This window comes from Bradyrhizobium sp. LTSPM299 (assembly GCF_000938235.1).
GTDB lineage: Bacteria > Pseudomonadota > Alphaproteobacteria > Rhizobiales > Xanthobacteraceae > Bradyrhizobium.
The window spans coordinates 1-24,088 of sequence record NZ_JYMU01000097.1 but is presented as its reverse complement, the minus strand read 5'-3'; the positions used below and the strand labels follow the sequence as shown (position 1 = coordinate 24,088).

Annotated in this window: 18 protein-coding genes and 2 pseudogenes; 7 read left to right on the top strand and 13 right to left on the bottom strand. The window is 59.7% G+C overall.

Going from position 1 to position 24,088, the window contains the following annotated elements; genetic code table 11:
* The coding region (locus UP10_RS40620) for a DUF3363 domain-containing protein (RefSeq protein ID WP_245322200.1) at positions 1 to 1,184 on the bottom strand (1,184 nt) is incomplete at its 3' end.
* Positions 1,185 to 1,364: 180 nt separating this feature from the next.
* Here UP10_RS40620 and UP10_RS46265 point away from each other — a divergent pair.
* The 4 genes and pseudogenes from UP10_RS46265 to UP10_RS46850 all read left to right on the top strand — a co-directional run.
* The gene (locus UP10_RS46265; RefSeq protein ID WP_245322199.1) at positions 1,365 to 1,784 is read left to right on the top strand and encodes a hypothetical protein; all 420 of its coding nucleotides are present in this window, start codon (positions 1,365 to 1,367) and stop codon (positions 1,782 to 1,784) included.
* An 87-nt stretch (positions 1,785 to 1,871) separates the two neighbouring features.
* A complete protein-coding gene (gene tnpA, locus UP10_RS46260) occupies positions 1,872 to 2,777 on the top strand; it encodes an IS66 family insertion sequence element accessory protein TnpA (RefSeq protein ID WP_063775437.1) in 906 nt (301 codons plus the stop codon).
* Positions 2,774 to 3,127, top strand: a complete 354-nt coding sequence (tnpB, locus tag UP10_RS40610) for an IS66 family insertion sequence element accessory protein TnpB (protein WP_044592765.1) — start codon at positions 2,774 to 2,776, stop codon at positions 3,125 to 3,127. Before tnpA ends, tnpB begins: the two co-directional genes overlap by 4 nt.
* A gap of 69 nt (positions 3,128 to 3,196) precedes the next feature.
* Positions 3,197 to 3,831, top strand: a pseudogene (locus UP10_RS46850) (transposase); the annotation flags it as partial.
* A 100-nt stretch (positions 3,832 to 3,931) separates the two neighbouring features.
* Here UP10_RS46850 and UP10_RS46245 read toward each other — a convergent pair.
* Complete coding sequence (locus tag UP10_RS46245; RefSeq protein ID WP_283807723.1) at positions 3,932 to 4,087, bottom strand: DNA -binding domain-containing protein; 156 nt, start codon at positions 4,085 to 4,087, stop codon at positions 3,932 to 3,934.
* A gap of 564 nt (positions 4,088 to 4,651) precedes the next feature.
* The gene (locus UP10_RS40595) at positions 4,652 to 4,930 is read right to left on the bottom strand and encodes a DNA -binding domain-containing protein (RefSeq protein ID WP_044592762.1); all 279 of its coding nucleotides are present in this window, start codon (positions 4,928 to 4,930) and stop codon (positions 4,652 to 4,654) included.
* A gap of 239 nt (positions 4,931 to 5,169) precedes the next feature.
* Here UP10_RS40595 and UP10_RS40590 point away from each other — a divergent pair, with 239 nt between their 5' ends.
* Complete coding sequence (locus UP10_RS40590) at positions 5,170 to 5,397, top strand: helix-turn-helix domain-containing protein (protein WP_044592761.1); 228 nt, start codon at positions 5,170 to 5,172, stop codon at positions 5,395 to 5,397.
* Positions 5,398 to 5,716: 319 nt separating this feature from the next.
* On the opposite strand, the gene UP10_RS40585 is transcribed toward UP10_RS40590, so the two are convergent.
* The 6 genes from UP10_RS40585 to UP10_RS40555 are packed head-to-tail and all read right to left on the bottom strand — an operon-like array spanning position 5,717 to position 19,586.
* Positions 5,717 to 6,223, bottom strand: a complete 507-nt coding sequence (locus UP10_RS40585) for a hypothetical protein (RefSeq protein ID WP_044592760.1) — start codon at positions 6,221 to 6,223, stop codon at positions 5,717 to 5,719.
* Entirely contained in the window at positions 6,165 to 9,890 is a 3,726-nt protein-coding gene (locus tag UP10_RS40580; RefSeq protein WP_156180755.1) for a calcium-binding protein, read from the bottom strand. The genes UP10_RS40585 and UP10_RS40580 overlap by 59 nt, the downstream gene beginning before the upstream one ends.
* 9 nt (positions 9,891 to 9,899) lie before the next feature.
* Positions 9,900 to 15,239 (bottom strand): SPM autocatalytic domain-containing protein, encoded by a 5,340-nt coding sequence (locus tag UP10_RS40575; protein ID WP_082077541.1) that lies wholly within the window; start codon positions 15,237 to 15,239, stop codon positions 9,900 to 9,902.
* Positions 15,240 to 15,275: 36 nt separating this feature from the next.
* Entirely contained in the window at positions 15,276 to 15,968 is a 693-nt protein-coding gene (locus UP10_RS40565; protein ID WP_156180753.1) for a hypothetical protein, read from the bottom strand.
* A gap of 47 nt (positions 15,969 to 16,015) precedes the next feature.
* Complete coding sequence (locus UP10_RS40560; RefSeq protein ID WP_044592755.1) at positions 16,016 to 17,473, bottom strand: HlyD family type I secretion periplasmic adaptor subunit; 1,458 nt, start codon at positions 17,471 to 17,473, stop codon at positions 16,016 to 16,018.
* Positions 17,460 to 19,586, bottom strand: coding sequence for a type I secretion system permease/ATPase (locus UP10_RS40555; RefSeq protein WP_044592768.1), 2,127 nt, complete (start codon positions 19,584 to 19,586; stop codon positions 17,460 to 17,462). Before UP10_RS40555 ends, UP10_RS40560 begins: the two co-directional genes overlap by 14 nt.
* Positions 19,587 to 19,850: 264 nt before the next feature.
* On the opposite strand from UP10_RS40555, the gene UP10_RS44980 reads away from it, so the two are divergent.
* Positions 19,851 to 20,189 carry a hypothetical protein gene (locus tag UP10_RS44980; RefSeq protein WP_156180751.1) on the top strand — a complete coding sequence of 113 codons (339 nt, stop codon included), beginning with the start codon at positions 19,851 to 19,853 and terminating at the stop codon, positions 20,187 to 20,189.
* 647 nt (positions 20,190 to 20,836) lie between these two features.
* Here UP10_RS44980 and UP10_RS40550 read toward each other — a convergent pair.
* The 3 genes and pseudogenes from UP10_RS40550 to UP10_RS40540 all read right to left on the bottom strand — a co-directional run bounded on the left by UP10_RS40550 (position 20,837) and on the right by UP10_RS40540 (position 22,477).
* Positions 20,837 to 21,721, bottom strand: coding sequence for a replication initiator protein A (locus UP10_RS40550; RefSeq protein WP_044592754.1), 885 nt, complete (start codon positions 21,719 to 21,721; stop codon positions 20,837 to 20,839).
* Positions 21,722 to 21,738: 17 nt separating this feature from the next.
* Positions 21,739 to 22,020, bottom strand: a complete 282-nt coding sequence (locus tag UP10_RS40545; protein WP_044592753.1) for a helix-turn-helix transcriptional regulator — start codon at positions 22,018 to 22,020, stop codon at positions 21,739 to 21,741.
* A 174-nt stretch (positions 22,021 to 22,194) separates the two neighbouring features.
* Positions 22,195 to 22,477 (bottom strand): annotated as a pseudogene (locus tag UP10_RS40540) (DUF2285 domain-containing protein).
* Positions 22,478 to 22,626: 149 nt separating this feature from the next.
* Between UP10_RS40540 and UP10_RS40535 the strand changes: the two are divergent.
* Positions 22,627 to 22,881, top strand: coding sequence for a helix-turn-helix domain-containing protein (locus tag UP10_RS40535; RefSeq protein WP_044592752.1), 255 nt, complete (start codon positions 22,627 to 22,629; stop codon positions 22,879 to 22,881).
* A 192-nt stretch (positions 22,882 to 23,073) separates the two neighbouring features.
* Here UP10_RS40535 and UP10_RS40530 read toward each other — a convergent pair.
* On the bottom strand, positions 23,074 to 24,088 hold a 1,015-nt coding region (locus UP10_RS40530; protein WP_044592751.1), incomplete at its 5' end, for a hypothetical protein.

Here is a 24,088-nt window from a genome sequence, read left to right as displayed (position 1 = left end):
CCGGCCCGGCGCAGGGCTTCCAGCCGGCGGACATGGGAGCGGACAAAGGCCTCCGGATCGCCCCCGATACGGTCGATGGTCACGCGTGCCCGCTCCAAATGTTCGGACGGGCGATAGATACCCCCTTGGCCTGCGACCTCCACGATATTGCGGTCGGTGGCACGTGGCCCAGGAGGGGCGGAGCCGGCCGCGACGATCATGCCCCGACCGACGTCTTCTGCGCGACCGGCATCCATCTCGATGTGATGCACGCGGCCGTCCACCCCATCGATCACCAGGTGGACCCGCTCGCCCATCTCGTCCCCGCCAAGCCCCTTGTCGAGTACCCGGCCGACGATGCGCTCGGTCGTGGTCTCGCGGTGCACGACGTAGTGCGCCGGATGCCGATCTCGGACCAGGCCTTCGCGTTGCAGCGCCCGGTGCATGGTCTTGATGATGTCGCCGCGCTCGCCGAGCTCCCGCAGGGTCGGCTCGGCCTTTGGCGAGACAATCCATTGGCCGGTCTCGAGCTCGGTCGCCAGTCCCATGCGTTGCAGCTTGCGGGCTCGCGAGATCAGCAGCACGCGGTTCTGGCGGACCGTATCGCGCATATCCCGATCGGGGCGCAAATCAGAAAACTCCCTGCCCTGCTGCTCGACAATCAACATCCGGTCGAGCCGGGTGAAGCGATCGGCATCCACCTCCCGCTCAAGCTGCTTTGCCACCTCCAACTCAGTCTGCCGGCCCAGTTCCCGGGTCACGATCTCGCTGGCCCGTTCGCGGACACCGTGGGCGATATAGTCGCCGGCAATGTTGAGGGTCTTGCCGTCGTCGGTGACGCCGCGAACGATGATGTGGGTGTGGGGGTGGCCGGTGTTGTGATGATCGACCGCGATCCAGTCGAGCCTCGTCCCGAGGTCGGCTTCCATCTGCTTCATCAGATCACGGGTGGTCTGGCGCGGGTCGGCCAGGTCCCCGCCGTCCTCGGCTGAGACGATGAAGCGGAACTGGTGCCGGTCCTCGCGACCCCGGTCGAGGAAGGCGCGACCATCCTCCACATCGCGCCCGGCCGAATAGACCTGGCCCTTCTCGCCATCCCTGGTCACGCCGTCCCGTTCGAGATAGCGCAGATGCGCATCCACCGCCTTGGCGCCGACAAACTGCCGCCCACGGACGGCTCCCCGCTGCGGGTTGAGTTTGACCACGCGCGCCTTCACGGCTACGCGTCGCGCCCGGGTGCGTCCGCCGCTTCCGTCCCGGCTCCAGGCGCTCCGATCCTTCAACGCCAGCGCCGCTGCCACACCCCTGCCCCGCGCGTTGAACCGGCCGCCCTTCCCGGTGCCGAGGTCCCGGTTCGGATTGCCGCCAGCGCGCCGGATCGCCCGATGGACCTCACCGATGAAGCTGGTCGGGCGTCCACGCGCTGCGCCGATCCGGCGCGCAGTTGTCCGCCCACCGCGATCACGGATCTTGCCGTGACGGATGCGAAAGTCGTCTTCGTCATGTGCCATGAGACGACGATTGGAGGTCGAAAGGCACAGCACAAGGGCAGAGATTCAATCCGCGTACTACAGCGTAGAGACTTCTGCGCCAGCGAAGGCGCGGCAATCTCTCATTCTTCGCGCATCGCGGGCGACGGCTCTCGGAGCATTGAAAGAAAACGACAATTGGAAAAAGCGCCGCTCGCTTGTCTCGATGGCGCGTCCAAAACTAATCTAAAACAATGTGCAGACAACATCTTAGGACCAACGGTCCGGCAGCGAGGCAACTCGCTTTATCTTGCCCTCAACTTCAAGTGCCTGTAACCGTCCGAATCCTGCACCTCTTTCGGGTATTTTGTTCTCGTTCCATTTCGAGTTCTCTGGTTCTCCTGTTGCACCTGAGAATCTTCGATGGCACCCCGCCGTTCCTGGGCAAATGCAAACAATCCGTTCTGGTCGACACACGTTGCGACCTGGTATCGAAGCGCGCTGGAAGCGGAGCAGTACTGCCGGAAACACGATCTTTCGACGACCCGTTTGATGCGATGGGCGCGCCATCTGGTGAGCGCGGAGGATCTGCGCAAGCGCGCGGAATATTTGCGGAAATTACACAACAAAAAGCTTAAACGGCAGGGCAAGAAGGCGCCATCGAAGCGACGCAAAGGGCCGCCGCACAATCGCTGCGGCGTGCGCACGGACAGCGGTCCGATCTCTCTTCAGGCATTCTGGGGCATGCATGTGGAGGCGATGAACTTCAGCGGCATGGGTCATGCGGAGTATGCGGCAGCGCTCGGTCTATCGCCGCATTCGCTGCGCATCTGGCGCGATCGCCTAGAACAATCCGGCAACGAAATGGACTGGCGGTCCCTGCTTCATCCGAGCGCCCGGGCTCAATTAAGCAGCGCTGCTAATTGCGCGCGCTGCAAGTATCGCTTGACACCGCAGGAAGCGGACGGCCGGTCGAACCGGCGCCGCTTCAGCGACGAGCAGAAGCGGGCGATGGTGCAGGAGACCGAGAAGCCGGGCGTCGCCGTGGCGGAGGTCTGCCGCCGCCACGGCATTGCTACCAGCCTGCTGTTCCGCTGGCGGATCGAGTTCGGCCTGACCGCTCGCAAGGCACCGCAACTCGCAACGGTGGCGCTCATCGATGGCGCGGCAAATGAGCCGGCGGCGCTCACGGCCTTGCGCGATCTCGTCAAGCCGCCGGACGGAATGACGGCGATCGCATTGGATGATGGACGGCGTGTCTTCGCGCCGGTGGGCAGCAGTCCGGCGGAGGTGAAGCGGCAGCTCGCCGAAAGGGAGAAGGCATCATGATCGCTGTTCCGGCAGGCGTGAAGGTGCACCTGGCACTGGGCCACACCGACATGCGAAAAGGGCTCGATGGCCTCGCGACATTGATCCAGGAACATCTCAAGAAGGATCCATTCTCAGGTCATTTGTTCGTGTTCCGCGACAAGAATGCATCGCTCCTGAAGATACTGTTTTGGGATGGGACGGGGCTGTGCCTGTTCACCAAGCGCATCGACCGCGGAAACTTTTTCTGGCCGCGCCTGGCGGAGCTTGGTAGCTCGGTGACGCTGTCGCCGGCGCAACTCGCGATGCTGCTCGAAGGCATCGACTGGCGTACGCCGGAGCGATTCTGGCGGCCGCTTCTCGCCGGCTGAATCGCAAAAACTCCTATTAAAAAAGGCTAAATTGCTTCATTGAATCAGCTGGTCCGAGTAGAATCGGACATGCAGATCGACCTCCAAAACCTTCCGACGGATCCAGCACTTCTGCATCGCCTGGTGTGCGATATCGCCGCCACGATCGAACATCGCGACAGCGAAATCGACCGCCTGAAATCCATCATCAAGCAGTTGCAGCGTGCAGTTTGGTCGCCGTTCCGAGCGTCTCGATCCCGACCAACTCGCCCTCGGGCTTGAAGACCTCGACGGCGATATCGCCCGTGCCCAAGAGAGTGGCCCGCGGGTCGAGAACCGACCATCCGAACGGACCTCCCACCGTAAGCCGCTGCCCGAACATCTGCCGCGCGACGATGTGAGGCTCGATATCGACGACATGATCTGCGTCTGCTGCGGCGGCGCGCTGCATATGATTGGCGAAAGCGTGAGCGAGATGCTCGGCTGGATACCGGCGCGACTGCGCGTGATCCGCACTACGCGTCCCAAAGTATGCCTGCCGGGGCTGTGAGACTGTGGTACAGGCGCCAGTTCAGGAGCGGGTGATCGCCGGCGGCCTGGCGACGCCGGCGCTGCTGGCCCAGGTGCTGGTTGGCAAGTATTGCGATCACACGCCGCTTTATCGGCAGTCGCAGATCTTCGCCCGCCACGGCGTCGATCTTCCACGATCGACGCTGGCCGGATGGGCTTGCAAGGCTGCACTGGTCCGACGTACCGGTATCGGTCGCGGCGTCGCGTATGCTCCGGACGAACTGCAAGCTTGCGCAGTTAGCGGCGACTCTCACGCTACTTCATATTGTGTCGATACCGCAGCAAGTCTCGATGGCCGCCGCGCATCGGCGCAAGGCCGCTGTGGACCAAGCGAATACTACGATTGCGAAGATCGTGCGTTTTCCACCCGCGCTCGGGAGCACGCTTGGAGCCCAACAATCCGTCGTCAATTGCCGTGTAGGTGTCCTCACTCTAGCGCCCGTCGAGCACACGAAGCGCCAATCCCTAACGCTCGCGTCGTGCGCAGACAGCTTATGGAATGTGGGGCCCGGCGTACGGCCGTCGATGGCCCGCCACAGCCTCCGACTAGCTTACGCCCGGACTTCGAAGTCGACATCGAATGGCAAGTTACACGACACAATCACCGCCCTGGACTGGCGGTTCCTCCAACCATAACCGATGCGTGAATCCCCGAAAGCGCAGAACCGCGCACTAACCATCCGAAGAGCCCCGCATACTGCTGGCCGTGAGATCAGCCACCACCAAACCTGCGTCGACGTCCGTGGACGACGCGGACCGCGCAATCAGCACCATCATCGGCAGGACCTCCGGTGCCCAAAATACCATTTGCTCGTGAAAGGACTTTCCGGGTCAGCCGCGAAAGCAGGGCGGATAATTCGGTATACGGAAACTGTTCGCGGAGTCCCCAATTGTGCATCACGTGATGCATCAGAGGCATCACTCCGGCCGTGAGAATTTCCATTCTTTCAAGATGTGAGGGACGGTCTATTCAGTCTACTCGATGAAGTCGCCACGCAAGAGATGCCGATATCCATGCTCGGTCATCCATTTGGCACGGGCCATGTGAGTTTCGAACGCCTGCCGCGCCCGATAAGGCTCATGATCCGGATCAATATGCAGGACGATCTTAACTACTCTGCGCCAGTCGGCTCCCGCCGCATTGGCGTCCAGGAGGCGCATATACGTAATGATATGTTGCTCGTCATAGGCCGTCAGCGTCATTTCATCTGGTGCATTATCGTCGATATCAGGATCGAGAGGCGGTTTCTGCATAGGATCCAACCTGGATTGCTACGAGACACGGGGATATAATTTCGCCGCAGTCCAGAGTGGCCAAGCTGTTGATGGCAAACAGGAATAATCGTAGCTCGAAAAATTCGACCCAGGAGCAGCGGCTGACATTATCGGCGGTCTCCGTTCGTTCAGATTGGCATTGATGATTATCACACTTCGAGACGAATAGGAACGATCGTTCCTAGAACGATCGTTCCTACTTTGGTTCCAATCCCGCCATGGATCTTAAAGAGATCATGGCAGTGAACTTGCGTCGCAAACGCCACGATCTGCAAATGACGCAAGAGGAGCTAGCCGAGCGCGCGGGCCTAAGCGCCCGCTATGTCGGCGCGATCGAGCGCGGCGATGTTTCGGCAAGCGTCACCGTGCTCGGGCAGATTGCAGAAGCGCTAGGAACCGAACCGGGAGACTTGCTCAAGCGGTCCGGGCGGGCGACTAGATCGTAGATCGTGAACCGATATCTCCTTTTTGAGCGCATTACGGGCTCAAGTCGGACATCGCGCGATGTAAGCACCGGACCCATGCTCGCTCATGGACCCCGTCGCATGGTGGCATCGAATTGCGCCTGCCATTTCGCCAGTAGAACGTCCATCCTCCAAATGCGATCCAAGAAAGCCCCACCAATAAGCGCTTTCTTTACTCAACGACCCTTAGTGAGATCGCTGGCCACGGTCAAAATCTACGGGTGCGCTGGGACCATGATGGGTATCACCCCGCGCTGGGGTGAGCTGCTCCCCCTGTTACAACGTCGCTCCCGTTACGCTCCTAGGCATGCCAGGCAACCCCTACGGTAGCCTGCAACGCGGTGTCGTTAGGCACTGAACTCATGCTGGCGCTTGCCGGATCGAACCCTGAGTTGCTTGCAGCATAGTTGGCCATGGCCTGGACGAGCTGCGAGATCTGACTATCGATTTTCAAGCCCCCAGCCGTGATTTCCTGTATCTGGCCAGCTCCGCCTGTGAACCAGTCGCTGACCGTAACGCTGGTGGTTGTGCCCATCAGGTCAATTTTCAAGTCATTGCCGGATTGGACGAACCACAGGTTCTCGTCGGTAATACTGCCGGTGAAGTCAAGCTCGTTCACTGAGCCCGTCGCCGACGACAGATTGATCTGCGCTTGACCCGTCGCTGTGGAGGCTTGGTAGACGTTGCTTCTGGCGCCGCCGTTGGCAATCTCAGCACCATCCCCGAGTTGGAAGATGTTCGAGCCATAGTCATTTCCGGTAAGGGTCGCGTTGGTCGTGCTGCCAGTCCAGGTAAACGAGGAGGTCACGTCTTGAAGCGCCGACCGATCCCAAACGGTGCCATTGGCGAACTGAACCTGCGACAGTCCCTGGATCTGGCTGCCATCCCCAATACTGGTAGTAAGCCGTGAACGAGTCACCCGTCGAGGCCACCGTCAGTGCCATCGCATTGCCGCCCCGGGTAAACTGGACTTCCCAGGGGTTGATATCGGTCAGAACCAGCGTGTCGTTACGGTTATAGCCTGAGCCCGGGTTGTTGAGCGTGTCGTGTCCATCGCCCTTCGCGAAGATGATCCGGTCGGAGCCGTTGCCGGAGACGCTCAAGCTGTCATCGCCGGCTCCGGGGTATATCGTGGCTCCATCCGTCGGCATCGATATTGAATCATTCCCCGAAGTCCCTCTGATCGGCGCATCGGCGGCAATCGTCGCGCGATCCCAAACAGTGCCGTCGGCGAATTTGATATAGTTGATGCCGTAGACCGAGCTACCGCTATCGTAGAACTGGTAGAGCACTGTCACGCTGTCGCCGGTCGATGGCACGCTGACAGTCAACCTCGAGCCGAGCTGACCAAGCTGAACCTCGGACGGCAGGATATCCGTGAGATCAAGCGTATCGTTCCGCTGGTAGCCAGAACCGCCGTTATCCAACGTGTCGTGTCCATCGCCCTTCGCAAAAAGAATGAGGTCCGCGCCTGTTCCGCTCAGATTGATGGTGTCGTCGCCGAGACCGGCCTCGATCGTCGCGCCATCTGCCGGAGGACTTATGCTGTCATTTCCGGCAGTGCCGATAACCCAGATATTCGACGCGATCGTTGCACGATCCCAGATCGTTCCATCCGCAAACTGGATGTTGCCCAAGCCCTGCTCGCTTCCACTTCCCCAGAACTGATACCTTGCCGTGAACGAGTCCCCCGTGGACAGCACCGTCAGTGTCATTGCGTCGCCATTACGGGTAAGACGAACGTCCGACGGGTCGATATCCGTCAGGACGAGCGTGTCGTTACGAGTGTAACCCGACCCCGGGTTGGTGAGCGTATCGTGCCCGCCCCCCTTCGAGAAAATTATGCGGTCTGAACCGTTACCGGAGACACTCAAGGTGTCATCGCCCGCACCGGCATCGACCGTGACGCCGTCGCTCGGCAAATCGATACTGTCATTGCCGGCCGTGCCGCGGATGGGTGCATTTGCGGCGATCGCCTGCCGGTCCCAGATCGTACCGTCGGCGAACTTGATTGCGGTGATACCTGTCGTGCTGGTCTGATATCCCCGGATCGTCAGCGTATCGCTGCCGGAATTCAAACCGACGACCAGATCGTTCCCGGTCATCGCAAGCGAGACATCGGCGGGAAGCGCATCGAGATCGACGATTCCGCTTCCGCCGTTGAGTGACACAATGGCATGACCATCGCCCGCGCCGAACTCGACAAGATTGCTGCTATTGGCCCCGCTTGCGAAGGTAATCGTGTCTCCGCTTGGCGCGACCTCGTACAAGTTGGCGCCCAAGCTGCTGCCGGTCAGGCTTGTGACGAACGCACTGCCAAACCATGTGAAGGTAAGCGGCGCTCCTTGCCCCGGAGCCGGCTGTCCAAGACTAACCGTCGTACCGTCATCGAACTGAAGTTGCTGGATGACGCTTGAGTACCCCCAAGAGTTCCACCTCAGGTCATAGTGGAGGCTAATACTGTCATCCGTATCCCCTTTGATCTTGACCGTCAGATCGCCGGAATCGTTGGCCTGTAGATAGACGTCCTGTGCGGAAATCCCGGCGCCGAACTGGATCTTTCCAACCGAGCCATAGAGATTCAGATTGGTCGTTCCCGAGCCAAGCCCGAAGTAAATGGTCTGGGCAAGGTCGTACACCGTGCCATCATCGAACACGATGCGCTCGATGCCCTTGCCGGAGCCATAGTCGGGCAATTGGCCAAGCGCCGTGATGGTTTCGCCGGTCACCTTGTCGCGGATCACGAGGTCACTACCGGAATATACAAACTGCATATCGGCCGCGGCCGCTCCCTCGACCAGCAGGGTATCCGTGGGACCATCCCATCCCAGATACTGGATACTGATGTTCCCGCTACCAGGATGCCAAAGATAGGTATTCGCCGTTCCATACTTTCCGACGAGGGTTACACCCGGCGATGCCGCGATCGGAATGGAGCCGTCGCCGAGGTTGAGGTTCGAAACGGTCGTGGCGCCGGGTCCCGCAACGTACATCGCATGATCAAGAATCTGCTGCGGATTCCAGGTCGTTCCGTCCGCAAAGATCAGCCTCTCGATGCCGGTGCCGCCGCCGGGCCAGGAGGCGCTGCCATTGTCCGAGGCGCTGTCGAATTGTCCGACGACAGTGAGTGTTTCGCCGGTTGCCTTGTCGATGATCGCGAGATCGAGGTGGGAATTCTCCGAGCGGATGCCGAGATCGACGCCTGCAGCATTCAGACCCGCGAGGCGAACCGTGTCGGCTTTTTGCCACTCCTGATAGTTACCCTCGACGATCGTCCCGTCGCCATGACCCGCGCCCCAGAAATAGGTATCGTCGCTGGTCGTTCCTGTCAGCGTGCTTGCTGAGCCGTCGAAGGCGCGCGCGTTGACGCCGTCCGGCGTCGTCGGCCCCCCTCCATCGGCGAGCAGCAGGAGATCGCTCCAATCCCAAGCCGTCCCATCGTCGAACACGACACGGTTGATGACGTTTGTCGTGCTTGCCGCGGTCTGATCCTTCAGCACAATCGGGGCCTGGCCCGCCATCGTCAGGATAAGGTCGTGCGCGTTGGGATCCGGACTGCGCGTGACGGTGACGTCCGAGGGGTTGACCCCCTTGATATCGAGCGTGTTCGTCTCGATGCCGAGCGAGAGGGCGACGCTGCCCTGATCCGAGATGAATGTCGGGCCATCGCCGGCGGTCCAGACATAGGTGTCGCTGCCAAGACCGCCCGAAAGCGTGCGCGCCCCCGCCCCAGCGTATAGTGTGTCGGCACCGTCGAAACCGTAGACCGCCCCACCCGTTTTGACCTGGGCCTGTTCCTGCGCCAGCAGCTTCGCCTCGATGTCGGCTTCGCTCCAGACCACGCCGTCTGCGAAGGCGATCTGCTGGATCGGCGCGTCGGCACGGTCCACATGGGTATTGAATGCGTTCGTCGAGCCGTAGTTGAATTCACCCGCGATGGTGACCTCGCCCTGCGGTGAACCATTCTGCCCGTCGATGGCGAGGACGAGATCGTTGATCCCGCTACCTGGCCAGCGCAGCAAGGAAACCTCTGTCGAGGCGATATCCGGCAAGGACAAGGTGTTGACGTAGCCGGAGCCGGTTGGATTGTTCACGACGATCTTGTCGAACCCGTCACCGCGCCGGTAGACGTAGGTGTCGTTGCCCTTGCCACCCTCGAGCACGTCATCGCCGAGTCCCGACGTAATGGTGTCGTTGCCGTCGAAGCCGTAGATGGTCTGGTTACCATCAGAAGCCGCGGCCTGGTCAAACAGCATCTGCTGCACCTGCGCGCGCGTCCAGACCGTGCCGTCGTCAAAAACCAGCTGGTCGAACGGAAGCACATTGGCCGAGGGATTATCGATCAGCAGTCCCGCGGAGGTCGAATCCTTTGCCGAGATCAGGATGCCGGCGCCGGCATCGTTGAGGGTGTCGGGAAAGCGCACGCGCTGGAGGTCGACATCGCCGGGCAGAATGCCCGACACGTGAATCGTCACCGCGCCGCTCTACCCAGACGAGGGTGTTGCGACCGCGTACCCCTGCGACAGGCTGTAGTCGTACTCAACGCCTCCACTGCTCTGATTGGCTGTGAGGGTTGTGCCCGCCTGCATCCGGGACTGGATGTCGGTCGGACTCCAGGTCGTACCGTCCGCGAACACGATGCTGCTGAGCGGAAAGCCGGACGTCTGGTTGTCGACATAGGCGATCCGGTCGTTGGTCCCGGCAAAGGTGAAGATCATGCTCGTGCCGAGCTGATGCACCTGGACCATATCCGGCGTGATGGCCGCGCCGAAATCGATCGTATTGGCAGCACCAAAGTACAAGGCGTCGGCGACCACGTCGCGCCCGTCCCCAGCATTGAACGCGATCGTGTCCCCACCACCGCCGATAATCACATCATCGCCAGGGCCGCCCTGCACCGGCGGATGACCGATGCCAGCGTGAATGTCGGTGTGGGTCGCGTTGAGCGTGTCGTCGTGGGCCGTCCCCTGCAGGACCTTGGCATATACGTCGTCCCCGGACAGACTCGTCCCGTCGGCGAACTGGAAGCTGGTAACTGCAGAACTCCCGGAATTGCCGCCGAACTCACCAAGGATGGTCAACGAGTCGTTCGATCCCTTGAGCTTGATGACGAGATCATTGCCCAGCTTCGACCACTCGACATCATCGACGCTTACATCGGACTTAAAGCTGACCGCGCCGCCTTGATCATCGATCGTATCGTGGCCATAGCCATGACCAAAGACATAGGTGTCGTCAGACGATCCGCCGGCCAGATACTGGTTTCCTCCCCCGCCATCCATGACGTCCGGAAGGTCAGTGCCGCGCAGGACCGGACTTCCGGATGCCTTCTGCGCGTCCAAGAGCTGCTGCCGCAGCTGGTCGAAGGTGATCACCGTGCCATCCGCGAACTTGAAGTTCTCGATGCGATTCCACGAGATCGCGAAAATATCGATCGAGAACTCGCCCTTGACGACCATCGTCGATCCGTCCGAGAGCGTGATCACCAGATCCTTGGTGCCCTCGAGCAGCGAGAACGTCACGTCTTGCGGCCGCACCGAGCTGCCAAACTCGATCGTATCGTCCGAGCCGCCCAGAATGTTGGTCGAGCCGTCCTGGACGACATCATAGTTGTAGCCGAAATCGAAGTGATAGGTATCGTTCTCGTTCCCGCCTGAAAGCCAGTGAACGCCAGGGCCACCGTCTAGATCGTCATCATAGCTGAAGCCATAGATCGCCGGCTTGCCATACGATTGCTGATCCATCAGCTGGATCACGTTCTCCCAGCTGAGCAAGGTGCCGTCGTCGAACGAGAAGTCTTCGATTCGGTTGAGCCACATCGGCCCGAGGACGCCATAATCCGGGGCGAATTGATCTTTGATCGTGAGGGTGTCGCCCGCCCCCTTGATCCCGATCGTGAGATCATTCGAATCCGTCTGGCGCGACCAGGTCAGGTCAGACAACGTGACGCCGGGCCCGAATTTGACGTAGTCGGGCGACGTGTTCAGGATCCATGTCATCCGGTCATCGACCGTGTCGTGGCCTGAACCGCGACCCCACACGTAGACATCACCGCCGTCCCCGCCCGACAGATACTGGTCAGTTCCCTGACCACCGTCGAGGATGTCCATATCCATCGTCCCGAGGAGACTTATGGCAGTCGAATTCGGATGCCAGGTCGCCCAGGAAATGTCCGGCTTGTCCCATACGACGCCATCAGAGAAGGCAATCTGCTGGACGCCCATCTTGTCGTTGAGATTGCCTCCGGTGAGCCCGGGCTTAACACCGATGAACTCGCCGACAATCCTGATCTGTTCATTGGTTCCGTTCACCGACAGAACCAGGTCGATACCGTCACGAACCGCGGTCACATCGGTCGACTTGACATTCGTGAACCGCAGCAAATCGTCTTCGCCGCCACCGCTTCGGTCGGCATTGATGACGACGTGACCGAACGCGCCTCCCATCACGAAATTGTCGGGTGCATTGCTCGTCGTCGTAACGGCCTGGTCACCGCCATGCAGGTAGTAGATGTAAGGATTGTCGGTGCCGCCATTGATCAGGCTGCCACCTTCGACGATCTGACCGGATGGGACGCCGAGCGTTTCCGCCGCCTGCTCGATGCTCAACGGCAACCCAACGCTCTCATAAGCACGGACCATGCTCGTGAATTCGTACGCGTAGTTCACCGTGAGGCCTTCCCCCCTGGCGAAGTCGCCGAGCACGACGTCGATGATCGGCTTCCAGTTCGAGAGCCATGTTGTAGCTCCCGCGGCATCCGTCGGCGCAGCACGGAAGATCGCCTCGTACATTGGCGAGAGCTGCTGATCCGTTGTCGCGTGGAAGCTGTTCGACGCGGTATCGTAAACAATGCCTGGGAAGTACTGCGCCAATGAGCTTTGCATCGAAAGGCGTACGGCCTCGAGACTGATCGCGGTCCATCCCGCGGTAACGTATGAAGACAATGACGCAAGAGCCGCCTGCCGCTCCTGTTGCGTATCCGTGCTGAATGTCGGAACTGGCTGCCCTGTGTAGCGCTCGATGAATCCGAACTGGTCGGCCTTTACGGTCTGCCAGGACGCTTCCGCTGGAAGCGGAGAAGCGAGAACTTGCTGATAGGTGGGTTCCTCGATCGTGTTGCCGGCCTGATCTTTGACCGGGGCGCCGCTTACAAAGCCATAGACAAGGTGCCCATTCCCGTTGGTATACGAATAGATGAAGTCGACCACGGTGACATGCCCGAAGGCGTCCGACTTCATCAGAAGCAGCATATCCTGGTGACCCGTGGATGGATCGCGCACTTGCAGAACGCCGTTGGCGTCCGGAAGCTTGACTGCCCGCGCCCAGGCATCGAGGATCGGCTGCACGGCCAACCGTAGCTCAGGAAGACTGGGGATGTTCAGACTAGGCAACGTGGCGGCGACGACATCGATCAAGGTCGGATCGAGCGTCATTGCGACGCGAAGATCAGTCAGCGTGCCATAACCCTTGAGGTCCGGCTTGGCCGCCGCCGCAGCGCTCACCGACTTGTCGCCCTTGTACTCGCTATGGAATGGATCGGTCGACAGGACGACGTCACCGACCGCACCTGTCGTGCCATTAGCCCAGGTGAACGTACCCGTTGCCTCGATCGTATTGCCTGCCGCAGAGGCACCGGCCTGTGGGGTGGACGATACGTTGATTGACGCGATCCCAAGATCAGACAGCGTCTTCAACTCACCTGGATCGACAACTGCGTTGCCGTTGGCGTCCTGCCAGACCCGAAGCTGAGAATAAACGGCGTCATTGGCGTCGATGACGCCATCCCCGTTCGCATCGTATCGAGCGAGCGCGGCGAAGCCGTTGCCGGTCTCGCCGCCAATCAGCTCTCCCACGTCGTCAATATTTCCGTTGCCATTCTTGTCGATCGCGAGAATGCCATCGGAGGGCTGCACCCAGCCGGTGCGAACCGAGAAGCCCGTGCCAAACACATCGAACATTGGCGCAGCCGAGCTGACTGCTGTCAGATTGAACCCGTCACCGTTGAGATCGAGGACCAGCGGATCGGCGGGAAACGCCTTCATGCCGGTCATCGTGTAGAACAGTGCATTGCCGGCTTTGAACGTCGTCCCAATTGTTTCGTTGAATGGCCGGCTGATCTCCATCAGCTTCTCGACCCACACCTTACCGATCCCAATAAAGATGCCCGCGGTCTGCTGGCTCAGGGAAACGTCGGGGCCGCCATGGTAATTCGAAACGTAAGTGGTGTTGCCCTCCGTATCTCGAATGACAAGGTCCCCGACGATATTGATGCCGTATCGAATTCCGTTGACCGCGTTTGTGACCCAGCCGGTTTCCGAATTGGCGGAGCCGACGGCACCGTGCAGGACGTCGTTGCCATTCATAATGACGTCGTTGGCGTCTAGGCCATTGAGGAGGACATTGTTCGTCGACAGCTTGTATGTATTTTTCCCCGACCCGAAGTTGACAATCGTCCCATAACCTGCGTGCTCAACGGTATTGTCGCCGTTGCCGAAGTTGATCTTTAGGCCCCTGACATCGCTATCGATCGTATCGTTGCCGCTACCAAAATCGACCTCTTGCCACGACTTCGCATCATCGCCTCTCAGAACCACCGTCACATTGCCCGGATCGGCCTTGAGCACAGTGAAGTTGTCAAATTCAGTCTTGTAGCCCTCGATCTTATTGTTATTGAACGTGATGTCCTTGCTGATCTTGGTAAGGTCGAGGGTATTGCGCCCCTCGCCGCCATCGATCCGCTCCAAGCTCTTAAGCAAATCTTCGAAGCCGGGGCCGACCTTGACCGTATCGTCGTATTTGCTGAGAATAATCTGCTCGATTGAGAAAAGCCGATCTCGGCTACCATAGCCATCATCGGACACGATGATCGGGGTTAGCCCATCCATTTTGTCGACATCGCGGACAACGCTCGTATCTATATCAACCGTGACGCCGTGGAGTGGAGCGACGTCCATATCCCCCACCGAGTAGTCGGCGGTATCATACCCGTCCGCGGCTAAATCCGTTTTGCGATCGCCGCCGTCAATGAGATCATCACCGCTGCCACCGGATATGTAGTCGTCTCCGGTTCCTCCGTACAGATAATCGTCGCCCGCACCACCGTTGATGTGCTGCGAGCCGGCGAATCCCATTATCAAATCCCTAGATCCATCCGTACGCTTGGAAAGATCCATAAACTGCGGCGACTGCGCATTGGGAGTATAGAGATACGCAATATCGATGGTGTGACCTTCCGAGTAGGAAATATTAGGTCTAAGAAAATTGGCGCGCGTTCCGACATCTATAGCGTCATAGCTTACTTGTAGCTGTTCGGCAGGAGCGCCCAATTCGAGAAGAACTTGATTTGCTAGTTCTTGCGTCGCACCAAGATGGTTGAAATTGGCGTTATTGTAGTCCTTCGCGTCACCATCACCATAGGCTTGAAGGGTAGTTGGGTCGATGAGATCGTCCCAGCCATAAATCGCGTGGATGAGCTCATGAATGACCAGATCCACCGCTGTCTCATCATGGAGACGACCATCTCTACCAATAAATTGCAGAGGATTAGGGGGCAACTCGCTAAAGGCAATGCGAATGACGTTCGAGAAATCGATCCCTCCTGATGAAACGCCAGGCGGCGCTTTCAGAATCCAAATGTCTCCCTTGGAGAGACCTTCGTCAATGATTGATCGTGCGGTCGGTGAGTTTGCGTAAAGATTATCGACCGCGGCCTCCAGCGTCGCTTTTTCTTGGTCGCTCAGTGCCAACCCGGTTTGGTTGGATTCAAGTCCATTCACCCGATCAGGCGTTCCATCTGGACCAAAGAAATTAATGACACCAGTCATGGTATAGACCTTGCAATCGTTGAAGGTTGGATAGCGTTATTTGCTCGACGAACCGTTCGGCGCGACTCTATCTTTTGGGGGGAGACGCGCGCGTTCTGCTTCAAATTTCAGCACTTCTGTTTCCCAAGCTTCATATTCCATCTCGCTCATCGGAAAGCCTGCGAGGTGGAAGTGGCCACTTCGATCTTGAAAGAGAACCACGAAGTACTGTCTTTCGAACTCTTGTGGCAACGCTGGCGCGGGTATGTAGTTGTGCTTACCGTCTGGCTTTCCAAAGGTGACGGTAATTGTTGAGCCGGTGTTCAAGTTGGCGCGCGTGCCGCGGATGACGTCAACAATCCGTAAATCGTAGGAGACCCAGTATTCTGGTCGCTCTACGGAGGGCTGGCCCGATCGATCCCTTCCACCAAGCCAAGCGGACGAACCCGGCACTGCTCGGACTTTAGCAATAGCGACGCCCTGCGCATCGTGAGGCAATGTCGCGATGCCCAGATCTTGCGGTTCAGCGACCATAAAGTAGCGCAATAGCCCGCTCGAATTACCAATGCCCTTGGTCTGGCTCTCGGCCCCGACTTGTTCAGCAGCGATTAAGCTGGCAGCAACGAGCGCCGCACCGAGCACAGGCAACCGACATACATTTGATACGGTTCTAAAAAATTGCCGAGTTGTCGCCCCTTTTGAAGCGAGTCGCGCGGTGAACTTACACGCATGCAGGCGCCGCGTGGTCAAGTTCACCCTCTTACGAAGGATGTCACGCGTTGTTCGACAAGCGGATATCATCTCTCCCTCATACTCTCTTGCTTGTAGCGCAACACCGGCGACATCAGATATTCGATAATGCGTCGCGTTCCGGTCTTGATCTCCACCGTGACCGCCATGCCCGGTGCAAGACTGACAAGCTTGTCATCGACCTGCATCTGCGTCTCGTCGAGCGAGACCCGCGCGGCATAGAGCAATTCCTGCCCCTCAGGTTCGCTGGTGTCGGACAGCGCACCGCCAGCTTTCGGTGGACCGCCCTTCTCGGGTGGCTTGTCGCGGACGATCGCGTCGTGCGAAATCGTTACGACCTTGCCGTGGATCAGGCCGTACCTCGTGAAGTTGAACGTATCGATCTTGATCTCGACGCTCTGGCCGGCGGTGACGAACCCGATATCGCGGTTCGGAATCATCGCCTCGACTTCGGGATGGCTGTCGGCCGGCACGATGATCATCAGCTGTTGCGCCGGTGTCACCACGCCGCCGACGGTATGAAGTGCCAGCTGCTGGACGGTTCCGTCGATCGACGCGCGGAGCACCTGCTCGTCGGTCTTGCGTTCGGCTTTGATCAGGTCCTGGCCGAACTCCTCGACCTTCTTTTGCGCATCGGAAAGGTCGCTGAGGACCTGCCGCTCGAATCCCGACTTGGTTTGTCCGAGTTGCTGCTCCAGGGCCTGGCGCGCGGCCTCGATCTCCACCAGCTTGCGGTTCTGGACGACCCGCTCGTTCTGCTGGTCGAGCAGCCGGGTCTGGGCATCGAGGTAGGCGATCTGATTGCCGTACTGGATCTGCATCGCATCGCGACGTATTTTTGCGGTTTGCTCGACCAGTGGCAGCGAGGCATCGATCTTGGCGACCGTCGCGGCAATAGACTCCGCCTCGGCGCGCTTCTGCCCGATCTGCTGGTTGATCGACGCCATCTTGGCAAGTTGCTCGGCCGCCTGTGCCTGCGTTGCCGCGCGCGTCCGCACGGTATTGAGCTCCGAGGCGCCCGGAGGTGCGACGAGATCGCGAAGGCTGGCGAGCTGATCGAAATTGTCGCGCAGGGTGCCCAGCCTGGCGACATCGAGCTGTGCCAGTATCAGGTCCTGCGACACGCGCCGTTTCTCGGCCTGAGTGACGGTACGATCGAGCTCGACCAGGACCTGGCCCGCGACGACGTGATCACCATCCTGGACATGGATGGCCGAAACTACACCCGTTTCCAGAGGCTGGATCGTCTTGGTGCGTCCGGTTGGCACGATCTTGCCCGAAGCGGTCGCGATGATGTCCACATGCCCGAACGTCGCCCAGGCAATGGCGACGGCAAAGAACAGGATGATGGTCCCGCCGATCGCGCGTCCGACCGGGGACGCCGGCGTCTCTAGGATCTCCAGCGCGGCCGGCAGGAACTGGCGCGCGGTGTCGTTGCGCTGCCGCCGAAAGGGCAAAACCTCCGCGGTTGCTTGAGGATTGGAAGGCAGATCAGCCGACGACATGAAGTCCCGCCTGAATCTGATGCAGCGTCGCGTAGCGTCCAGCCTTCGTGATCAACTCATCATGCGTGCCATCCTCGACCAGACGCCCGCCTTCGATGGTGATGATGCGATCGGCATGACGCACGGTCGACAGCCGGTGTGCGATGATAAAAACCGTGCGTCCGGCAGAAATCCTGCGCATGTTGCGCTGGATGATGCTCTCGCTCTCGTAATCGAGCGCGCTGGTGGCCTCGTCGAAAATCAGGATTCTGGGGTTGGTGACGAGTGCCCGGGCAATCGCGATGCGCTGCCGTTGACCACCCGACAGGCTGGCGCCACGTTCCCCGACCACCGTGTTGTACCCGTCCGGCAGGCCGAGAATGAATTCATGGGCGCCGGCGAGTTCAGCCGCGGCAATCACCCGTTCCATCGGCATGCCGGGATCGGCCAACGCAATATTCTCCCGGATCGTCCGGTTGAACAGCACGTTTTCCTGCAGCACCGAGCCGATTTGTCTTCGCAGCCACGCGACGTCCGCGACCGTCAAATCGATGCCGTCGATCAGGACGCGGCCGGCTTCGGGGACATAAAGGCGTTGAAGGAGCTTCGTGAGGGTCGATTTCCCCGAGCCCGACGGGCCGACAATCCCGATGACCTGCCCGGCCGACACCTTCAGTGAAACGTCGTGCAGCGCGAGAGAACCATCAATGCGATAGCGGAAATCGATGTGCTCGAAGGTCACGTCGCCGCGGATTTGGGGAAGCGACGCACGCGCCGCGTCGAAGGCCGGCTCCGGGGTGGTGTTGAGGATGTCGCCCAGCCGCGCGACCGAGACGCGAGCTTGATGGAAATCCTGCCACACCTGCGCCAGCCGCAGCACCGGTTGAGCTACTCGCCCGGCCAGCATATTGAAGGCGATCAGCTCGCCAACCGTCAACTGGCCTGCGATAACCAGATAGGCGCCGAAATACAGCGTGAGCGCCGTGACGATCTTGCTGATGAACTGAACCAACTGGCTGGTCCAGTTGCCGAGCGACAGCACGTCGAAACTGGAACCGACATAGCCGGCAAGCTGCTCCTCCCAGCGTCGCTGCATCTGCGGCTCGATCGCCATGGCCTTCAGGGTCTGGATCGCGCTGACGCTCTCAACCAGAAATGCCTGGTTCTCAGCGCCACGGTCGAACTTCCGCTCGAGCCGCCGCCGGAATACCGGGGTGACACCTGCCGACAGTGCAACGTAGAACGGGAAGGAGCCGACCACGATCCAGGTCAGCAACGGCGAGTAATAGAACATCACCGCCAGGAAAACGAAGGTGAAGGCCAGATCGATCACCAGCGTCAGGGCCGAGCTGGTGAGAAAGTTGCGGATGTTCTCAAGTTCCCGCACCCGCGCCACCGAGTCGCCCGCCCGGCGCGCCTCGAAATAGGCGATCGGAAGGGCGATGAGGTGCTTAAACAGGCGCGCGCCGAGCTCGACGTCGATCCGGTTGGTGGTGTGGGAAAACACGTAGGTCCGCAAGGCACCCAGAGCCGTTTCGAACACGGAAACAGTAATGAGGCCAACGACCAGAACGTCGAGGGTCGTGAACCCACGATGGGTCAGCACTTTATCGGTCACGACCTGGAAAAAGAGCGGCGTGACGAGCGCGAAGAGCTGAAGAAAGAATGATGCGAGAAGGACTTCGCCGAGGATTCGGCGGTACTTGTACATCGCCTGCAGAAACCAGGTGATGTCGAAACGCCGTGCCAAGTCAGCAAGCGAAGCCCGACGGGCCATCAGAACGACGCAACCGTTCCAATTTGCTTCAAAGTCGGCGCGACCAATGGCCTGGGGGCGGTTCTCGACGGGATCCTGGATGAGGATATCGTTCTCGGTGACTTTGCCGACGATGACAAAGCTCTCGTCGCGGCGCTGAACGATCGCAGGCAGCGGCAGGCGCATCAGCCCGGTCCAGTTTTCCCTGACCGCCCGAGCCTTGAGCTTCAATTGCTTGGCGCAACGCAGCATCTGCGCGACGCCAATGACATCTCCTGCGAATTGGTGTGCGATTTGGGCAGGATCAACCGGAACCTGATGGAAACGGAGAAGAAGCGCCAAGCATTGCAAACCCGTATCGGGACGTACGGCTTCCATCTTCCCCATGCCACCTGTAGTCGTGCGACTCACCATTGCACGTCTATTTCTGAATGGCAAAATTGAAAATGTGGAGAAACGATCAGCTGTGAATTGGAACTCACAAGGAGTTTGAAAGAATCTATCCGGAGCGGAATACCGCTGAAGTTCGCGGCGGCCTCCTCCATTGCACTCGTGATTGAGACGAGCTGCGGCTCGACTGCCTTCGGCCGAGGCGATCGAAGTCTTTGATGTTACGCTGTCGTATCCGACCGGACAGTACGATTGCAGGCCGACGATGGAATGGATGGCCTTGCGAACCACTTACCGCGACACGCCGATTTCTCAGCAAATCGCCTTGATCGGACGCTTGTCAAAAAAATAGGCGCGACGGATCTTGGCAATCGTCTCGCACCAGTATCCCAACCTCGGCTCTACGACTTGATGAAGGCGACTTATCGCCGGGAGCTGCCGATGGCCGTGAAAGCGGGACCTTATTCCATGCCGAAACACAGGCAAACATCGCCATCGACGAACGCAATGGTGATGATGGCGTGGATTGCCGGTGGTGGTTACTGGGCGACCGTCGCTTGCCCGACCCAGCGTTCGCCACCGCTAGAGTGAGATATCATTGTAATGTAGCTCGAAACCCTTCGGCGGCGGCGCAGCCATGGCCCTTCTGTTTCGACTTGATAGCACCAACGATTGCTTGACCGCCTTCGTGCACATGAACGTGCTCGGCACGAAGGTTCTGATTCCCGCCTAGGACGCGCTGCGAGACTTTGCCTTTCAGACGACGGAGGCTCGCAAGATCGTCGCCAAGTAGCCACGAGCCGTGACTTGGACCGTAGCTTTTTGCGCTTTAGACCGAGAAACTTCAGCTAATTCAGCACGGTTGACAGGACACGTCGTCCTCCGGAGTTTGTAAAATGAGAGATTGCAGAAGGGTGGATGCCAACGCGCACCGGGACGATCGCGTCTCGGTCGCGTAGCCGTCCTGCCGTTGGCGTTCCGTCACGACCGCTTGTTGGTGGCTGCTTTGGCCGAGCAACCGCCGGGTGGGTGCCGTGCCTTTGCAGATCGCGCGCTATCCACAGTCGACCGGACGGCACGATCCGTTAGAAGGAATCCGAAGGATTCCAGGTTAGGAAAGTTACGAGGCGAACTAGGTATTGAGCGCCAAGGGGTTAACTCCGATTCCGGTCCCCGATAGCACGAGGATCTGGTCCCCGATGGCACGACAGTCGAGGTCCCCGATGGCACGAGATGATTCACAGGCTGCCCCCTGGAGCAACGAGCCCGCGTTTGCGCAACCGCTCGGCAAAGGCATCAATGGGAACAGGCGCGAAGTTCAGCCGTTCTGCACCGCGCGGGTCATGCGTGATGACCAATTGATAGCCAGGCAATGTCTGCCGGCGGACGATCTCCCGCAGATCGTAGGCGAAATGTTTGAGTGGTGAGAGGCTACCGGACTTGGCATGAAGATACACAAAGTCAAAACTCCAGCCGCCCTCCTGGCGACCGCCGTGCTTGCACACCAGGCGATAGAGCCAACGCTCTAATCCGCCGGTCAGATCGAAATAGGCGCGATCGATGGTCAGTACGAGCGCTTCGCTCAGGACGCCGGTATAGAACCAATCCGGCAGGATCAGTTCGATTCCTCTCGCGTGGCCATGCGCATCGGCTGTCTCCTTCCATTCGTTGATCCAGGAGAAGCGATGTCGTCGACGCTCCGCGGGCTGGCGGATCGAGGTCATCACGGTGGTCGATTGCAGCCGGTCGAGCGCAGCCTTGAGGCGATCGTAATCCTTGACGCTGGTGCCGCGACCGACAAAGGTCAGGATTTCGTATGGGGTTGCCGCCATCCGACGGGATGTCTTCAGACCGCCGTCGCGGGCCTCCACGATTTGCGAGGCCGCCCAGATCAGGACGTCCGCGTCCCAGATCGTCGCCATGCCATGCTCTGGCACGGCTTCAACCCGAAGGGTGATGGTCCCAGCACGGAAATCGATCGGTGTGGTGCGCTTGGACTTCGCCAGCGAAAAGAATGGATAGGCCATCAGATCCTGCGCATCGCGCGGCGCCAGGTCACCCGGCAACGCGCGAAACAGGTCGAGTTGGTCACGCTCTGATCGATGCCTTCGCGGCGCTGACATGTCGCACGGCACCTGCGTCAGCGTCGGGGCTTGCCGGCATAGGGAAGAGGCGCGACCTGCCGTCTGGCCGGCAGCACGGTGCCGCTGCCCGGATCTGAAGTTGATGTCTTGGTCCCGCGGTCGGCCCAGGCTTTGAGATCGTCGAGCGCGTAGACGACGCGGCCGCCAATCTTTCGGTAGGCAGGACCGGTGCCGTAGGTCCGATGCTTTTCCAGCGTCCGGCCGGAGAGGCTGAGGAACCGGGCAGCTTCGGACGTGCGCAGATAGCGCGGCGGCAAGCCGGCGTTCGGATCGGGCATTGAAGAAGCTCCGTGATCGTCTGGAGCGCCGGCGTGGATGGCGGCGCGTTGGCGGCTACGATCGCGGAGAAGGCCGGCAAAGAGGGATGCCGAAGAAAGGGGGATAGGTTTTCGATACCCCGTCGAGCTTCTATTTCTTACGAGATGGTGGTCGCAGCAATGAAATGCCGATGACTATTCTGAATTGGAGGCTCCGCCGCGCAATAGATGACGATATCCCTTTTCCGTCCCACTTCGCGCGGGTCAGATGACTATCGAACGCAGTTCTTGCACGAGCGGGTTCTAGTTCCGGATCGATATGGAGCACCAGCCGCGCCACCTCGCCCCAATCGGTGCCCTCCGCATCAGCGTCAAGAAGCCGCAGGTAGGTAAAGATGTGCTCCTCGTCGTATGGGATCAGAGCCGAATTTGTCGGCGCCACATCGGCAACGTCGGGATCCAGTGGTGGCTTCTTCATAAGTCTCCACGTCTTAGTTCTGCCAATTTCGAGAACAGAGCCAGGGTCGCCGGAAGGTGGCTAAACTTTAGTGCGCAACCCTGCTCTCCGAACATTTTGTCGAAAATACTCCGTGGTGAAATACTCGTCAAGAACGTGGCCTCTCGCGTATGGACATACGCGGGATATTGGCAGTGAATTTGAGAAAGCTCAGGCAAGCCCGTGGCTTGTCGCAGGAAGAGCTGGCCGATCGCGCAGAAATTGACCGGACCTATATCAGCGCTCTTGAGCGAAGCGTCTATGCGGCCGGTATCGACGTCGTCGATCGCCTGGCACGGGCCTTGGGCGTTGAAGCAGCCGATCTTCTTACCCGTCCAACGGCGCCCAGCGGAAAGAGAAAAGCTCGGGGTACCACCGACAGCTAAGTGCGGCGTGGTTGGAAATCTAACATAGACAAATATGGTAATTCTGACCTTCCGCGAGCCGGGCCGCAGGCCCGGCGAGCGCCGGACGCGGACACGCGTCATCGCCGCCGATCCGGCAAGCCGGATCGGCGGCGATGCGCTGGGCTACGTGAAAGTTGCCGCGCAACCGGTCACGATTGCGCGGCTCACCTCTCAGATCGCGCGTTCCATCAAGCGTTTTGCCTTCCCCTCCAGTTCAAGCCTCGAGTCCTGATGCGACCTAGTCCGGGCGAGCGCAGTTATCCCCTGCACGAAATCAAAGATACTTTCCGGCTTGCGGTTTTCCTCGCCTAGAACGGTCTCGATGATCTTCGTGGTCTCCGACTTGGAAAACCCGCTCCTCCGAAGGAACGACTCCCGGTCATCGTCCGTGCGAGCAACGACTCGCTCCCGTGCAGCGTTGATGCCGGCGACGAATGGCGCAGGCGAGGAATTGGCAAAGCTCGTCAGCGCGGGGGCCGCTTCATGCGCAAAACGTTGCGCCGCGAATTTTGAATGCCGGATGGTGATTTGCTCAAAATTCTCGACGCCCCATAGATTACGGTTCATGCAGACCGCGCGGAGGTAAAATGAGGCTATTCCGAGCGTCTTTGATCCGACCTCGCTATTCCAGCAATAGAATCCCCGGAAATACAGATCCGGCGATCCATCCGGTAAACGCCCCGCCTCGATGGGGTTGGTGTCATCCACCAAAAACAGGAACACATCCCGATCGCTCGCGTAGAGTGTCGTCGTGTCCTTGGTGATGTCCACGAACGGGTTGTGGGTCATGGTCGCCCAATCCAGCACCCCGGGCACCTTCCATCTTGTATCCCCGTTGCCGTTACCCGCGATCTTCATCACGGCGGTGACAAGTTCATGATCCCAGATGCGGCCATAGTCCGGCCCGGTCACGGCACGAAGCTCAATGCGGCCGTCATCAGCCTCCAACGTCTTCACCAACTCACCACGGTGTGACAGCAAGCCGTGTTGCAGGTTTATCGCGGTAAGTGGCGCGGGAAGCTGACGCATATAAGATGTCGGCGCGCCGACAAGGCTACACAACTGCCCAAAACTCCAATGCGTCGGCGCAACCGGTTCGCTGCGTCCCGGTACCATCAGGGCCAACCGTTCGGCATTGTCGCGGCCCGCCTCTACTCTCACGGCCCGGCTTTCCACGGTACGGGTC

Coding starts and splice junctions, on each gene's coding strand:
- UP10_RS46265 (WP_245322199.1), top strand. CDS start 1,365: ATGGACCTCACCGATGAAGCTGGTCGGGCGTCCACGCGCTGCGCCGAT.
- tnpA (WP_063775437.1), top strand. CDS start 1,872: ATGGCACCCCGCCGTTCCTGGGCAAATGCAAACAATCCGTTCTGGTCG.
- tnpB (WP_044592765.1), top strand. CDS start 2,774: ATGATCGCTGTTCCGGCAGGCGTGAAGGTGCACCTGGCACTGGGCCAC.
- UP10_RS40595 (WP_044592762.1), bottom strand. CDS start 4,930: ATGCAGAAACCGCCTCTCGATCCTGATATCGACGATAATGCACCAGAT.
- UP10_RS40590 (WP_044592761.1), top strand. CDS start 5,170: ATGGATCTTAAAGAGATCATGGCAGTGAACTTGCGTCGCAAACGCCAC.
- UP10_RS40575 (WP_082077541.1), bottom strand. CDS start 15,239: ATGACTGGTGTCATTAATTTCTTTGGTCCAGATGGAACGCCTGATCGG.
- UP10_RS40560 (WP_044592755.1), bottom strand. CDS start 17,473: ATGTCGTCGGCTGATCTGCCTTCCAATCCTCAAGCAACCGCGGAGGTT.
- UP10_RS40555 (WP_044592768.1), bottom strand. CDS start 19,586: ATGGAAGCCGTACGTCCCGATACGGGTTTGCAATGCTTGGCGCTTCTT.
- UP10_RS40550 (WP_044592754.1), bottom strand. CDS start 21,721: ATGTCAGCGCCGCGAAGGCATCGATCAGAGCGTGACCAACTCGACCTG.
- UP10_RS40545 (WP_044592753.1), bottom strand. CDS start 22,020: ATGCCCGATCCGAACGCCGGCTTGCCGCCGCGCTATCTGCGCACGTCC.
- UP10_RS40535 (WP_044592752.1), top strand. CDS start 22,627: ATGGACATACGCGGGATATTGGCAGTGAATTTGAGAAAGCTCAGGCAA.